11 protein-coding genes are annotated in these 13,119 nt (G+C 64.8%); 2 read left to right on the top strand and 9 right to left on the bottom strand.

The features are described 5' to 3' along the window. Window positions 1–397: 397 nt before the first annotated feature. Both lspA and JLDANKMP_RS00815 read right to left on the bottom strand, forming a co-directional pair. On the bottom strand, window positions 398–898 hold the full coding sequence (gene lspA / locus JLDANKMP_RS00820; RefSeq protein WP_003098955.1) for a signal peptidase II: 501 nt from the start codon (window positions 896–898) through the stop codon (window positions 398–400). Window positions 899–901: 3 nt separating this feature from the next. Beyond that, on the bottom strand, window positions 902–3,814 hold the full coding sequence (locus JLDANKMP_RS00815) for a heavy metal translocating P-type ATPase (protein WP_212560344.1): 2,913 nt from the start codon (window positions 3,812–3,814) through the stop codon (window positions 902–904). A 92-nt stretch (window positions 3,815–3,906) separates the two neighbouring features. On the opposite strand from JLDANKMP_RS00815, the gene cadR reads away from it, so the two are divergent. Then, the gene (gene cadR / locus JLDANKMP_RS00810; protein ID WP_003098965.1) at window positions 3,907–4,305 is read left to right on the top strand and encodes a Cd(II)/Pb(II)-responsive transcriptional regulator; all 399 of its coding nucleotides are present in this window, start codon (window positions 3,907–3,909) and stop codon (window positions 4,303–4,305) included. A 454-nt stretch (window positions 4,306–4,759) separates the two neighbouring features. On the opposite strand, the gene JLDANKMP_RS00800 is transcribed toward cadR, so the two are convergent. Beyond that, a complete protein-coding gene (locus tag JLDANKMP_RS00800) occupies window positions 4,760–4,996 on the bottom strand; it encodes a hypothetical protein (RefSeq protein ID WP_003098970.1) in 237 nt (78 codons plus the stop codon). A gap of 384 nt (window positions 4,997–5,380) precedes the next feature. Here JLDANKMP_RS00800 and JLDANKMP_RS00795 point away from each other — a divergent pair, with 384 nt between their 5' ends. Then, window positions 5,381–6,016 carry a cation transporter gene (locus JLDANKMP_RS00795; RefSeq protein ID WP_003098972.1) on the top strand — a complete coding sequence of 212 codons (636 nt, stop codon included), beginning with the start codon at window positions 5,381–5,383 and terminating at the stop codon, window positions 6,014–6,016. Between the two features lie 723 nt (window positions 6,017–6,739). Here JLDANKMP_RS00795 and JLDANKMP_RS00790 read toward each other — a convergent pair. The 6 genes from JLDANKMP_RS00790 to JLDANKMP_RS00765 form a co-directional block, all read right to left on the bottom strand. Next, window positions 6,740–8,770, bottom strand: a complete 2,031-nt coding sequence (locus JLDANKMP_RS00790; protein WP_003098974.1) for a DNA topoisomerase III — start codon at window positions 8,768–8,770, stop codon at window positions 6,740–6,742. A 283-nt stretch (window positions 8,771–9,053) separates the two neighbouring features. Further along, window positions 9,054–9,494, bottom strand: coding sequence for a single-stranded DNA-binding protein (locus JLDANKMP_RS00785; RefSeq protein WP_003098976.1), 441 nt, complete (start codon window positions 9,492–9,494; stop codon window positions 9,054–9,056). A gap of 73 nt (window positions 9,495–9,567) precedes the next feature. Further along, window positions 9,568–10,095: a DUF3158 family protein gene (locus JLDANKMP_RS00780; RefSeq protein ID WP_003098978.1), complete on the bottom strand. Its 528-nt coding sequence runs from the start codon at window positions 10,093–10,095 to the stop codon at window positions 9,568–9,570. Further along, window positions 10,092–10,883: a PFL_4669 family integrating conjugative element protein gene (locus tag JLDANKMP_RS00775; RefSeq protein WP_003098981.1), complete on the bottom strand. Its 792-nt coding sequence runs from the start codon at window positions 10,881–10,883 to the stop codon at window positions 10,092–10,094. The genes JLDANKMP_RS00780 and JLDANKMP_RS00775 overlap by 4 nt, the downstream gene beginning before the upstream one ends. Before the next feature lie 429 nt (window positions 10,884–11,312). Beyond that, window positions 11,313–12,551, bottom strand: coding sequence for an STY4528 family pathogenicity island replication protein (locus JLDANKMP_RS00770; protein WP_005408896.1), 1,239 nt, complete (start codon window positions 12,549–12,551; stop codon window positions 11,313–11,315). A 3-nt stretch (window positions 12,552–12,554) separates the two neighbouring features. Then, on the bottom strand, window positions 12,555–13,115 hold the full coding sequence (locus JLDANKMP_RS00765) for a DUF2857 domain-containing protein (RefSeq protein ID WP_003090097.1): 561 nt from the start codon (window positions 13,113–13,115) through the stop codon (window positions 12,555–12,557). Window positions 13,116–13,119 lie beyond the last annotated feature (4 nt).

Raw genomic sequence — 13,119 nt, 5'->3', positions numbered from 1 at the left:
CCAGAAAACCGCGACGAACTACTTGTACTTGCCAGGCGAGGCGAACGGGTGACATCAGCATATCGCTATGCGGTAAAGAAGACCGTCCTAAAGCTTGCAGGATCCCGGCATAGCTTCATCATCACCTCTCCGTGACGGCTCATTGGAACGAAAAAGGCCAGCATCGCCGTGATGGACTTTCATAATTGCCAGGTCAACTGGCTTGCGTGCTGTTTATTCACAGCAAGGCATTGCGACGTCGTTGCAGCAATCGCCGCCATCGCAACAGGGCGTTGCAGCAAAAGCGGCGGTGGGCGCTAGCATGAGGGCCAAGCCGCGGCCGCTCATGCTGGGGGCCGTTCTCTTCAGATTGGTGTCCTGCACCGTGTGCATTGCGAATTTCCGGATCGTCCCAATGTCACTGGGACTCCTTTGTGGCGGCCGGGTTCTCCACGCTCATGAACGACTGGGCCACCAGCGCGATCGCCCCGCCCACGATGGCCATGTCAGCGATGTTGAAGGCGGGCCAGTGCCAGCCGTGCAGGTGAAAGTCGATGTAGTCGATAACGTGCCCGCGCGTGGCGCGGTCGAACGCGTTGCCCAATGCGCCGCCCAGAATGAGGCTGTACGAAAGGCCTTCCGTTTTGCGCAGCGGCCGGGAGAGCAGCCATGCGAGCCATGCCGATATTGCGAACGCGATCGCCAGAAAAAACCACCGCTGCCAGCCGCCCGCGCCAGCAAGGAAGCTGAACGCCGCGCCGGGATTGAGAGCGTGAACTAGGTTGAAGAATGACGCCACCTCGTGCGACCAACCCAAGGGAGTTGTCGCGTCAATGTAGCTCTTAGCTGCCTGATCGCCGGCGAATATAACGATCGCGAGTGAGTACCACTGCGTCTTGCGAAGAGATGGTTCATCCATTGTTCATGCCGCCTTGAACTTCAGGAGGCGCAGCCCATTGACGACAACCAAAAGACTTGCCCCCATGTCAGCGAACACAGCCATCCACATGGTGGCATGCCCTGTGAACGTCAACGCAAGGAACACCGCCTTGATGCCAAGGGCCAGAACGATGTTCTGCGTGAGGATCGCCGCAGTGCTACGCGACAGCCGGATGAAGGCGGGGATCTTGCGCAGGTCGTCGTCCATCAGGGCGACGTCGGCTGTTTCGATCGCGGTGTCGGTGCCGGCCGCGCCCATGGCGAAGCCGATGTCGGCACGGGCGAGCGCGGGCGAATCGTTGATGCCGTCGCCCACCATGCCCACCTGGCCCTCGCCGCCGACCAGGCTTTCGATGGTCTTGAGCTTGTCTTCGGGCAGTTGGTCACCACGGGCTTCAGAGATTCCGACCTGGGCAGCGATGGCCGCGGCCGTGTGCTGGTTGTCCCCCGTCAGCATCAGCGTGCGCACACCCAGCGCCTGCAGGTCGGCCACCGCCTCACGGCTGGTTTCCTTCACGGTGTCGGCCACTGCAAAAATGCCGAGCACGGTCGCATCGTCCATCAGCAGGATCGCTGTCTTGCCTTGGCGCTCCAGGGTCTCCAGCCGAGCCTGGAGCGTCGCTTCGCTCAGGCCCAGCTCCTGGGCGAGCCTGTGGTTGCCCATGTGCAACATGCGCCCGGCGACGCGGCCGCGCACGCCGCGGCCAGGCAGCGCCGCGAAGTCGTCGACCTCGTGCAGCGCGATGCCGTCACGGTTCGCCTTGCGGGCGATGGCCTGAGACACAGGATGGTCCGAGCGTGCCGCGAGGCTTGCGGCCCAGGCGGCAACTTCCTGCGCCTCGCCGATCAGCGGCACGAAGTCGGTCTGCTCGGGCTTGCCATGTGTGAGTGTGCCGGTCTTGTCCAGGGCCAACGCCTTGAGCTTGCGCCCGCCCTCCAGGTAGACGCCACCCTTGATCAGGATGCCGCGTCGGGCGGCAGCGGCCAAGCCGCTGACGATGGTGACCGGCGTGGAGATGACCAGAGCGCAGGGGCAGGCGATCACCAGCAGTACCAGGGCCTTGTAGACCCAGTCAAACCATGCGCCGCCGAAGGCGAGCGGCGGCACGACGGCAACCAGCACGGACACCGCGAACACCGCCGGCGTGTAGACGCGGGCGAACTGGTCGACGAAGCGCTGCGTGGGCGCACGGCTGCCCTGCGCGGACTCCACGGCATGGATGATGCGCGCGAGCGTCGAGTCGCTGGCGCCTGCGGTCACCTTGTATTCGAAAGAGCCGGTCTCATTGATGGTTCCGGCGAAGACCTGGTCACCTTCGGCCTTCTCGACGGGCAGGCTCTCGCCGGTGATGGGCGCCTGGTTGATGGCCGATCGACCCGAGGTGATCAGGCCGTCCAGTGCGATGCGCTCGCCAGGACGCACGCGGACCACCGCGCCCTTTGCGACCTCCTTGGCCGGCAGCTCTGTCCATGAGCCATCGGCCTGCCGCACGGTCGCGGTCTCGGGCGCCAAGTCCATCAGCCCCCGAATGGCGTTGCGGGCGCGGTCCAGCGACTTCGCCTCGATCACTTCCGCCAACGCGAACAGGAACATGACCATGGCGGCCTCCGGCCAGTGGCCGATCGCCATGCCGCCGGTGACCGCGATGGCCATCAGGGCGTTCATGTTCAGGTTGAGGTTCTTCAGCGCGATCCAGCCCTTCTTGTAGGTGCTGAGGCCGCCGGTGAAGATCGAAACCAGTGCCAGCACGATCACGGCCCAATGATTGCCGTCGTTGACCCAGTACACGCCTTCGGCGGCCACCGCCGCAACGCCCGAAACCGCCATCGGCCACCAATTGGTCTTGTGCGCGGCCACCGGGGCATCGCGCGGCTCATCAGTCCTCTGGACCTCGGCTTCCATGCCCAGCGATTCGATGGCTTCGACTGCCGGCTTGATCGCGTCGGGTGTGTGCCGAACCGTGAGCGTGCGCTGCATCAGGTTGAAATCCATTCCCTGCACGCCCGGCATGCCTTGCAGCTTGCCGCGGATCAGACTTTCCTCGGTCGGACAGTCCATCTTCGCGATGCGAAGTACCGTGGTGGCTGTCTGCATGTCCTGCCGCGCAGCCTGCATTCCAATGGAAGCAAGCGCCTTCTCGATCGGCGCTGAGGTCGCCAGCGTGTGCTGGACTCCCAGCACACGCTGCATCAGATTGAAGTCGAGCGCGGTCACACCCGGCAGCTTGCCCAGCCGGTCGCGGATCAGCGCTTCTTCCGTCGGGCAATCCATGTTCTCGATCCGGTACGTCACCCGCTCGCCGATCGGCGGCGCGGAAACGGCAGCGGTTGGTTGCTGCTGCAGGGCCGAGGATGGGATCACAGCCGCGGCTTCGATCGGCCCCGTGTGGCCGAAGGTCTGCTCCTTGGCGCGCATGGCGATCGAGGCCAGGACCTGCTCCATCTGCGCGCGTGCCTGAGCGAGGTGTTTCACCGACAGGGTGCGCTCAGCGAGGTCGAAGTCGAGGTCCTGAATTCCCTCGACTGCCCCGAGGTGCGAGCGGATGAGTTTCTCCTCGCTCGGGCAGTCCATGTTCTCGATGCGGTAGGTGGTCGACACGGCGGCGTCTCGGACAGCCTGAGCCTTCATGCCCACCGAATTCAGCGCTTGCTCCAAGGCATCGGCCGAGACTTCGCGGTGCGAAATGGTCAACAAACGCTGCGGAAGATCGAACAGGAGCCGCTCGACACCGGGCATGCCCTCCAGCGTTCGCCGCACCAGTGCTTCCTCATTGCGGCAATCCATGTTGCTCACGTGGAAAACGGTGGTTTCAGTGCTGGCCTGCTCACTGGCGCACGCCGTCTGTTGGCCATTGCCGCCGGAGCAGGCGCATGGGCTGGAAGGTTCTTTGTTCATAGATCGCTCTTCATTGACAAGGTTTTCCCCGGATGCCATCATTAGAAAACCTCTAGTAGATATAGAGTCAAGTTTTTTTATAGGAAGCAACCATGATGCGGATCGGTGAACTGGGCAAGAAGGCAGATTGCTTGGTGCAGACCGTGCGCTTTTACGAGTCAGAAGGCTTGCTGCCCGAGCCTGCACGTAGCGAGGGCAACTTCAGGCTCTATGACGAAGTCCATTTGCAGCGCTTGCTGTTCATCCGCCGCTGCCGGGCGAAGGACATGACGCTGGATGAGATCCGTCAACTGCTGAACTTACGGGATCGGCCAGAGTTGGGCTGCGGCGAGGTGAACGCGCTGGTCGACGCTCATATCGCGCAAGTGCGGACCAAGATGAAGGAATTGCGCGCCTTGGAGCGCGAGTTAATGGATCTGCGACGCTCCTGCGATAGCGCCCGAACCTCGCGCGAGTGCGGCATTCTCAACAGCTTGGCCGAGCCCGCCTGAAGCTCGAGCGTGTCATCGGTGCTGGAAGTGATCGGGTCCAGTTCTGAGAGCCACGTGCCGCGCTCCATCATGCGAAAGCGCGCGGTTCTGACGTTTTGAGACGGCGTGCGACCGAGGGCGTGGCCCACAGGAGCCAGCGCGAGCCGGACGACCTGCGCGCCGCAATCTCCGCCACCTTACGGGTTCTCCAGGCCAGACCGAGCATCGCGGCGTGGCTGCGCAGGTGCAGGTGCAGGCCAAGGTAGCAGTGCGCCACGACGCGGCCCGACTCATGGGCACGCCACGCAACTCGCGATCGCTTCGCAAGAAGCCGCAAGGCCCGACTCGCGCAAGAATGCGACGTGGGCAAGATCGTATAGCCAGCAGCGCAAGCGTTTGCCGCTGCTGGCCGGCTCCGGAAGGGATAGACAAGCTGCGGGCCGTAGTCCATTGGAAAGTCCATCTTTCTTGAGTGTCACTCTTTGGCGCCCAGCGTGTGCTTTTGCGACCGGAAAGCGCTGAACAAGTGGCCCCCGGGCATCCAGAAATCGCCGTAGTTGACTTGGGCGTCTTCGTGCTCACGCTTGTGATGCCAGCGATGGGCTTCAGCCACCCCGATCAACAATCCCAACGGCCCGACCCGGTATCCCAGATTGGAGTGCTGGAAGGCCAGATGCACGACCAAGAAGCCGAGCCATGCGCCGACGGCCAACCACAGCTTGGAACGCCGCTACTGGCTCAACGGGGAGTGGAAAGGCCGCCCGCCCTCTAGCAAGGCGGCACAAGCGAGCGCGACGATCACTGTGAGTAGCTCCGTCGGAAAAGACGGCCGGCCGGTCGCGAGCTCGCCGAAGAGCACAACCGCAGTGGCGCCACGGATCAGTGGATAGCAGCCATACCGGATGACAGTCGCAATGAAGGGGGCGCATTGGTGCTCATCTGTTCTGTCCTAAAGCTCTGACTGGATTGGAAAACCTTCTAGCTACGGTAGAGTCAAGGGCGTCCGGGAAGACCCTGTGGCAAGTTCGTTGCATCTGCGCCTTGACTCTCCAGCCGCTACAGGCTTCAGCATCCATCGATTTGGAAGGAACAATGCATGGCTGAAAACCACAGAAATCACGAAAACGACGAGTTGGGCCGCCTAGATGCGAGCGATGCGAAGGACCGAAAGATTCTTCTGACTGTGTTGCTGATCAACCTGACGCAGTCCGCCGCCGGCATTGCCCTTGGCATCTGGGCTGGCTCTACGGCGCTGATGGGCGCCGGGTTGGACAACCTCGCCGATGCGTCGGTCTATGCGGTTAGCCTGTATGCCGTCGGTCGTGCGGCAACGGTCAAGGTGGGCGCGGCCCGCTTGTCGGGTTTCTTGCTAATCGGCCTGGCCGCGCTGCTGCTGTTGGAAGTCCTACGCCGCTTCGCTGGAGGGGAAGAGCCTGTCGGCCCAGCCATGATGGCCATGGCCGCGCTGAACGCGGCTTTGAACCTAGTGTGCCTCAGACTACTGCGCCGCCATCGCGGGGAAGATGTGAACTTCAAGGCGTCAGCGATCTTTACCAGCAACGACTCCATCGTCAATGGTGCGATTGTGCTGTCCGGGGTGCTGGTGATGGGGTTCGGGTCGAACATCCCGGATCTGGTGCTGGGCGTCATCGTGGCCGCAATCGCAGCGAATGGGGGGCGGGAAATCCTGCGCGAAGCATCGGAAACAGCTCGCCGTAAGGCGGGCACATAAGGCATGTTTTCGCCCAGTTCATCCCGAGGTTTACCTCTGCAAAAGAGGTAGTCCAGCCTTTGGGCTACGGCCTCGGCTGCAGCCGAGCGTACCATTGGCGATGGCCGCGCGATAGGCGGGCATGCCGTTCTCGACCTCCGTCTGCCGTACAGCAGCGGTGCGCAAGGTTGAGGGTGCATGTCGTCTCTCCTGTTCGTGTGGCCCAGGCCAATGGCCGGGCCGGGACGTTGATGGGCAGGAGAATGGCGCCGAAGGCCCAACGGCCTTCGGCTCGGGAGAAAAGAGGAACCACCCGTGGGCTGATTGGCAGGCCCGGTCGTCGCTAGAACCATCTGCTCATCAAGCAATCACACCCGGCCCATGTCGTGGCTGGGGCCGGCATCGTCTGGCGCACATCCGCGCACAAAGGGAGCCCGTTTTTGCACCGGCGGGCACCGGCACCGATTACCGCTGACCACGAAGGGTCTCCCGGTGGCTCGTGCAGCCTGGCAAGCCACCGGGAGACCCTTCGCAGAGGGCGGAAGAAACGCAGATCAACAGAACGCGCGTGGTGCGGCTCGCAGAGAAGCTACCTTCAGGTCCCGCGGCCGGGGACGGCTGGGCGGGACGCGCACACGGATCAAGAAGGCGTTGCGCGCTGGGCGTCCCGCAGGGCATGCGGCGGAGTGCGGGACAGGGGCCACGCCGCCGAAGGCGGGCACGGCTCACGGGGAACGGGGGCGGTCAGGAGCCTTTGCGGCCGCTACGGCGCGGGCGCGAGGCGCCGCGCTTGGAGCTGCCGGATTCGACTGGCAGCGTGCCTTTGCAGTCCGGGTAGCGGCTGCACGACCAGAACGGGCCGCTCTTGCCGCTGCGCTGGCGCGTGGGTGCGCCGCACTGCGGGCATGCCGGCCCTTGGGGAACCTTGATGGACAGGGAGGCGCTGCCGTACTGCGCAATCAACTGCGAAATCCACGCGGCCTGCTTGCCGATGAACACGTCCAGGGTGAGCTGTCCGGCCTCGATCATGTCGAGCGCCTGTTCCCAGACGGCGGTGGTGCCAGGGTCGGCAATCGCCGCAGGCACGGCATCGATCAAAGTGAAAGCCGCATCCGAGGCGCGGATGGCGCGCCCCTTCTTCACGAGGTAGCCGCGAGCGATCAGGCCGCCGATGATGTTGGCCCGCGTCGCTTCGGTGCCGATGCCAACCGTATCCTTGAGCTTCTGCTTCAGGCGGGGATCGGACACCAGCTTGGCGACGCCTTTCATGGACTTGACCAACTCGCCTTGCGTGTACGGTTTGGGCGGCAGCGTCTTGAGTGCCTTGAGATCGACGTCGGCCACCTGGCATGCCAGGCCCTCATACAGTTTCGGCAGCGCGGGCAGCACCTGGGCGCGGACCGCAGTATCGCCCTCGCCATCACCGTCTTCGGCCTGCGGCTCGGCGAGCACCTGGCGCCAACCCGGGATGACAACCTGCTTGCCCGTGGCCGCCAGGTTCTGCCCCCCGCACGAAAACTTGGCCACAGTGCGGTCGAACTCGTGGTGAGGGAGGAACTGCGCCAGGTAATGCGACCGGATGAGCCTGTACACGGCCAGTTCCTTCTCGCTCATGGCGGAGAGCTTCGCCGGTTCGAGCGTCGGGATGATGCCGTGGTGCGCCGTGACCTTGCCATCGTTCCAGGCGCGCGAGCGCTGCGAGCGGTCGAGCTGGCCCATGATCGAGCGCAGCGAGGGATCGGTCTTGAGCAGGCTGTCGAGAACGGTGGGCACTTCGGCAAACATGCTCTCGGGCAGGTAGCCGGAGTCCGAGCGGGGGTACGTCGTGGCCTTGTGCGTCTCGTACAGGGCTTGGGCAATCTCCAAGGTTTCCTGCACGTCCAGCCCAAGCTGCTTGGAACACACTTCCTGCAAGGTGCCCAGGTCGAACGGCAGCGGCGGGCCTTCGCGGACACGCTCAGTCTCCACCGACACGACGTGGGCACTGCCCGCAGCGCGGATCTGCTGCATGGTCTGCTGTGCGACCGGCTGCCGCAGGCAGCGGCCTGCGTCGTCGGTGCACGCATCGGGTGGAACCCATTGCGCGGCGAAAGTCGAACCGCCTGCGAACAGGGACACGGCGATGGCCCAGTATGGTACGGACACGAAGCGCGCGATCTCGCGGTCGCGGTCCACAACGAGCTTGAGCGTCGGGGTCTGTACGCGGCCGACCGACAGCACGCCGTCGTAACCCGCCTGTCGCCCCAGCACCGTGAACAGCCGGCTCAGGTTCATGCCCACGAGCCAATCCGCACGGGAGCGCGCCAGCGCCGAGTGGTACATCGAAAGCGTCTCGGCCGAAGGCCGCAGCTGGCCCAGTGCCGCCCGAATGGACGCATCGTTGAGCGCCGACAGCCACAGGCGTTCGATGGGGCCGCGGTAGCCGCAAAGCTCCACGATCTCGCGGGCGATCAATTCGCCCTCGCGGTCGGCATCGGTGGCGATAACCAGGTGAGTCGCCTTCGCCAAGAGCGCCTTGACGACCTTGAATTGCGTGGCGGTCTTCGGTTTGACCTCGACCCGCCAGTGCTGGGGAATGATGGGCAACTGCTCAACGGACCATCGTTTGAGCTGCTCGTCGTAGGCCTCGGGCGGCGCCGCCTCCACGAGATGGCCGATGCACCAGGTGACCGTGACGCCGGAACCGTTGAGGCAGCCTTCACCGCGCTGCGTGGCGCCGAGAATCCGGCCAATGTCTTTGCCCTGGGAGGGTTTCTCGCACAAGAACAGCCGCATATCCGTCCATCCCGATTCCTGTTGTTCATGGAGTTGCTGGGATCGAGGATGCCGAGCGCAGCCCCTGGCAGCAGCAAACAAGCCGCATGCGGCAGCGACCGCTTTCACGCCGATGAAATGGCGAGTGCGGGGAAGGTGCGTGGCCGGAAGTGTGCGGGCCGAGAGCCGCGATTTCCGGGAGCGCGCGTGGAACTCGGTGGACGTTGGTGGAGCTATCCCCTGGGGATAATTCGCAGCGCATGGAGGGCGGCGAAGCACTGCGGCAGCCGCCCTCCATGCCCGATCACTTCCTGCGCTTGGTCTCTTTCGGCGCCGTCGATTCCTGGGTGGCCTGGGGCTTCGGCTCTGCCTCCTGTGGCTTCGGGCTGAGGGCCACAGACTCGATGCGGTACGGCAGGATGCCGACACTGCGCGCGTTGACCTGCCAAGTCTCACGCGGCTGATCTTCGTTGTCCGTCCAGGGGTCGCGCTCCATGCGGCCGACGACCAGCACCCGCATGCCCTTCTGGTAGAGCTGCTGCCAGCGGTCGGCGTCGTGGTGCCAGAGTTCCACCGGCGCCCAGAAGCCGCCGCGGTCCTCGAACTCGCCGCCCTTGGTGGGGACGGGGTTGTCGAAGTACACGTTCAGCCGGAGCAACCGGCGAGGATCGTCGTTGCCATTGGGGAATTCGCGGTACTCGGGAGGCGATCCGATGTTGCCCTCGCCGATGAATTGTGTGCTCATGTTGGAATCTCCGTGGTGGTTGAAATACCCGTGCCTCGTTGGGCTCGGGCGCGTGCTCGGATGGCAGGCGCAATCACCGATCGCGCACTGCGGCAGGAACGGACGCGAGCCGGCGCAGGTAGGTGTTGTCCGCCTGCGCGGCCTTGCTGGCGCATTCCTGTGCTTGCCTGCCCAGGGTGTGCAGCAGGCTGATCTGCATGTTCAGCATGACGCGCTGCAGTTCGATCTCGTGCAGGTCGTGCAGCAGGTTGACCGGCGTGCTGGGGCTCGCCATCAGCTCCTGCCACAACGCCACGCCCATGGCCGATCGATCGTGCTTGCGCCAGCGAAGAAAGGTCGTGCCTGCGCCAGTGGTCTGCTGGGCCAGCTCGACGGGAAGCAGGTGGAAGGGATGCCCGCACGCCTGTGGCAGCACCTGTCGCTGCGCCAGGGCAATCAACTCGTCGCGCATGGCGAAGCACTGGCTGGCCCAGGCCTCGAAGTCCCCTTTACCTTTAAAAGGCTTTAAAAGGCCTTTTAGAGAGGCCGCGTGTTCCAGCCGCATGAAGGCTGGCTGTTCCAGACGACGGAAGTAGCGCGGTTCGCGGTTCGGGTCGCTCATGCCGGTTCGTCCTCGCCGGCGGCTGTGGACTTGGCCTCGGCCGAATCGGCGGCAGCGCCTTCGTCGGTGGGAGATGCGGCTGCGGCAGCGCTATCACCACGCTGTTGCAGACCACGGCGCACGACGGGCGGCGCAAACTTCGAGCGGCGCATGCCTTCGAGCACGTCCTGCGGCAGTTCGCCGAACTTCTCCAATGCTGCCCGAGCTGCGGCGTTCTTGGCCGCGAAGTCGTCGCGGGTGCAGCCCGAGTAGCGGTATTGCTGGGCCAGGCTGAACAGGCTGCGCAGCGCGTGGGCACCTTCGTTGAGCCAGCGCTCCAACGTCGAGCGATCGATCAGCGCGGTGTGGTGGGCGAGGATCAGCTTGCGCGCGATGTCGTCGTAGTCGGCCAGGAGATAGACGGCGGCAAAGCCCAACTGCGCATTGACGAACAGCGGAAGCTTGACGGGCTGCACGTTGAGGTTCTCGCCCAGGGTCAACGCGGCGGGCACGCCGGCCAGGGCCTGGTCCACCTGGTCGCGCAGCGTCTGCAGCGTGGTCCTGGTCTGGTCGAGCTTGTCTTCGATGCGAAGCATCCACCAGTCGCTGTATGGGTCGTCCTGCTCCGAGCCGCGCTTCATCTTGTTCATGACGGCGATGTAGCCGTTCAGGCCGACGATGCCCGGTCGCCCCTCGGCGGCGGCGCGGCCATGCCAGATGCGCGAGGCGTGGTGGGTGTGCAGCGTCAGCGACATCGCGCTGCGCAGGGAGCCGAGGTTGAGTTGCAATGGTTCGTTGCTGGTTGCCATGGTGATCGCTCGCTGGTGGACAGGGAGCCGCCAGCATCCGCATGCAGCGGAAGGCAGTCAGTCAACAAACCGAAATGAGCCGACCCCCGGTTCTGTGCGCGCTGGCGGCGCAGCGCGCAACGGTCCCCTGGGGACCGCTCCGCAGATGGGCACTCACATCGGCGTTCCCGTCCTCGGTTGTTGACGGTATGCGTGCTGCACCGCACGTCGCGCTGCCGTTCGACACGATCCTTCGCCGCGCAGCCGTCCCCAGGGGACCGTTCCGTTGAGCGCCATGGAGGTCTGCTTCATGGTCTTGCATGCGCTCTACTCAGGTTTTGCGCAGCATGTCGCGCCGTCGCCCGGCGCTTCACCGCACAGCCGTCCCCAGGGGACCGTTTCTGCCGACCGCCATGGAGATCTACTTCACGGCTTTGACAAGCCCTGTGCTCAGGATTTGCGCAGCAGATCGCGCAGGCGCTCGATGTGCTGCCGGGCCACCTCGGGCGGCACGACGTTGCGCGGCGGCTCGGTTGGTGGCGCTCGCGCCGCCGATGGTGTTGGCGGTGCCGGGCCGGTCTGCTTGGCCCAGGCATTGAACTCGCCGCGCATGGCGCGCTGGATGATGCCGAACAGATAACCGGCGGGGTTGCGGATGCCATGCTTGCCGCACCGTGCGGCCCATTCGTCCAGCACGGCCTGCCGCAGGGCAGCGTCCACCTGCTGCAACGCCATCTTGGCTCCGGCCTGCTGTTCCGCCTTCAGTTCCGCGAAGCGCTTGGGCCATTGCAGGTCGCCCAGCGCACGCGCCTGCGCGGTAGTACGTACTTCATCAATATGACTACTACGTACTGTACGGTCCTGCTTCGAATTCCGAAGAGCGCCGTCTGGCGCGGGTTTCGGCCCTGCTTCGGATTCCGAAGATGGGCGATCGCCATTCCGAAGAAGGCTCGCGGGCCCTTCTTCGGAATCGTGGACCGCATCCTCCTGTGGATAACTTTCGGAGGCGGTGATGCCCTGGTCGGCCAGGCGCTCGGCGAGCACTTGCAGCCGCGACGGCAAGGTGCGTCCGGACAGCATCGGGTCGTCCGCGATCTCCTGGAGGGTGTTGAGTCCCACCACCTGGACGGCCTTGGCCGAATGCCCCAGCGACTGGCTGACCAGGGCCAGGTAGTCGGCGTCGAGTTGCATCGCCTCGAACGGCGTCAGCGGTTCGTCGTGCAGGACGTAGAGGTTGCCGAGGATGCGACCGGTCTTGGGGTCGCGCCGTCGTCGCACGAGGCTCAGCCAGCGCGTCAGGCGCAGCAGCGTCAGCGCCCGCGCCACGGTCTCATGGGAGGCCTGGCCTGCGCAGGGCATCGACGCCAGCCAGGGGCGCAACTGCTCATAGGTGGGAAATGCCGTGACGCCATCGTCGTTGAGCATCAATCGGAACACCTGCCAGGCGTTGCGCTCCAGCGGTGTCAGGCGGCGGTCGAGGAACAGCCGCCGCGGCACGCTCCCGTGCCGATTGCCACTGAACAGGAAGGCGTCGCCGGACGTAGGAGGCGTGGGCGTTGGAGCAGGCAGGGACGCGGGAGCGCCAGAGCTGGACTTGGGCGCGAGGTCCTTCAGCGCAGCGTCGAACAGGTCGGCGAGTGCGATGGGGCCAGGGCGCTGGGCTCGTGGGGCGGTGTCGTCCACGGCCATGGCCTAGCCCAATCCCTGATCGACCCAGTTCCTGATCGCGGCCCAGACCACCGAGAGCGGCAGCGACATGCCCTCGGCCAGGTCCATGGCCGCATCGAGAATCGAGGTCTCGTCCTCCAGATCGACGTTCCTGCTGCTGGTCACGGCTTTCCATTGCCGCCACAGTTCGGTGTCCTGGGTCTCGTCCAGGACGGGGTGGCGCCCCTTGCGCTTGGGCAGGCCGAGGATCTCCCGCCGCAGGGCGACTTCCTGATGGGTCAGGCCATAGAAGCGGCTGACCATCTCCGTGCTGGCCCCCAGCCGCAGCATGCGATCGACCGTGGCGATTTCCTTCTCCACGTCCTGTGCCTGGTTGAGCAGGCGCTGCAGCACTTCGCGGTTGACCGTGACCGAGCACCACGAGACGCTGGCGTTGGCCAGCACGCTGATCAGCGCGGGGTGCTTGAGCGCATCCAGCTCGGCCTCGCCGAAGCCCATGGCCTTGCAGCGGCGCAGTTGGCCGTTGCGAAGGTCATACAGCGCCTGGGCAATCACGGCCTGGTTGAGCGGATGCGATGTGGACATGCGG

It is taken from the genome of Stenotrophomonas sp. PE591 (assembly GCF_018320795.1).
GTDB classification, from domain to species: domain Bacteria; phylum Pseudomonadota; class Gammaproteobacteria; order Xanthomonadales; family Xanthomonadaceae; genus Stenotrophomonas; species Stenotrophomonas maltophilia.
Note: the sequence above shows the minus strand (reverse complement) of the source record. Positions and strands in the feature narration are given on the sequence as shown.